Raw genomic sequence first — 1,536 nt, forward strand, 5'->3', positions numbered from 1 at the left:
CCGCTGGGGGCGGTGCCCAGGACCAGGGGAGCCGCCACCGGGCGCCCGACGGGCCCGTCGGCGCCGCGCACCTGCGAGACGAGCGCGTACTGCCCGTCGGGCAGGGACAGGTCCGCGGTCACGGTCCTGCCGTCGAAGAAGTTCGTGGTGCCCAGCGGGAACCGCGCCGTCCCTCGCTCGTCGGTCGTCGCCGTGGTGCCGTCCAGGGCGATGTCCTGGCCGGTCACCGCCCAGTCGGTGCCCCCGACGCGCGCGAGCAGGCTCAGCTCCAGGTCGTAGGCGCCCGTGGTGGCGCCGCCCGTGATGGTGATCGACGGGCTCACCGGGCCCGAGGGCTGGGCGCCGGCGCCGGAGAAGACGTGCTCGAGGGCGCCCGCGGCGAGGGAGTCCACGCTCAGCCGCCCGCCGCTGGCGCTGGTGCTCGTGAACGCCGGCCGCGGGGTGCTCGTGTCCATCAGCCGGCGCCGCAGCTGGGCCGGTGAGAGGTCCGGCTCGACGCTGAGCACCAGCGCCGCGGCCCCGGCCACCGCCGGCGCGGCGATGGAGGTGCCGCTGACGAGGAGGTAGCCGCCGTCGTTGTTCGTGGTGGGCACGAGGGTGCCCGGGGCGAACAGGTCCACGGTGGTGCGGCCGTAGGCGCTGAAGGTCGAGCGGGTGTCGTCCGCGGCGCTGGCCCCGACCGTGACGAGGTTGTCGTTGGGCAGGTTCGCGGGCCACATCGGGGTGGTGTCGCGGTCGAGGCCGTCGTTGCCCGCCGCGACCACGACGAGCGCGCCGCGCGCGCCGGCGTAGCTGACGGCGTCGGCGAAGCGGGCGACGGACGCCGGGTCCCAGCCGCTGCCGCCGAAGGAGAGGTTGATGACGTCCGCGCCGTGGTCGGCGGCGTAGCGGATGGCGTTGATCGACGCCTGGAGCTGGATGTTCTGGGGGGTGCCGGAGACGAGCGGCATGATCCGCGCTCGCGGCGCCACGCCCGCCACGCCGAGCCCGTTGCCGATCAGCGCGGCCGCCGTCCCGGCGACCTGGGTGCCGTGCTGGTCGTTGCCGCCGTTGTGCAGGTCGGGGCTGCCGGTCACGAAGTTCCAGCCGTGGCAGTCGCCGGCCAGGCCGTTGCCGTCGACGTCCGCGGTGCCGCAGGGCTCGGCGGGGTTGGTCCACAGCTGCCCGGCCAGGTCGGGGTGGGTGGTGCGGAAGCCGGTGTCGACGACGGCGATGACGACGTCCTGCCCCTGGGTGGCCTCCCACGCGGTGAGCGCCGACACGTCGGCGCCCGCGACGGCGCTCTGGCCCTGGGCCCAGCCGGAGTTCTCCAGGTGCCAGGCGTAGGGCCACAGCGCGTCGTCGGGGCGAGCGGCGTCGAGCACGGCGATCCGGACGTCCTCGGCCGCGGACGCCACCACGGGCAGCGCCCGCACCTCCGCGACGCCCAGGGTGCCGATGACGAGCACCCGCTGGTCGCTGAGCACCTCGACGCTGCGCACCCCCGGCGTCGCGCGCAGCGCAGCCAGCTCGGCCTCGCCCGCAGCGGGCAGGACG

At 76.0% G+C, this 1,536-nt stretch carries 1 protein-coding gene; it reads right to left on the reverse strand.

What is annotated here, in order from left to right:
* Window positions 1–1,536: S8 family peptidase (locus tag AC5FZL_RS16705; RefSeq protein WP_493619996.1), on the reverse strand; the 1,536-nt coding region annotated here is incomplete at both ends.

Source organism: Quadrisphaera sp. DVD1 (genome assembly GCF_058932755.1).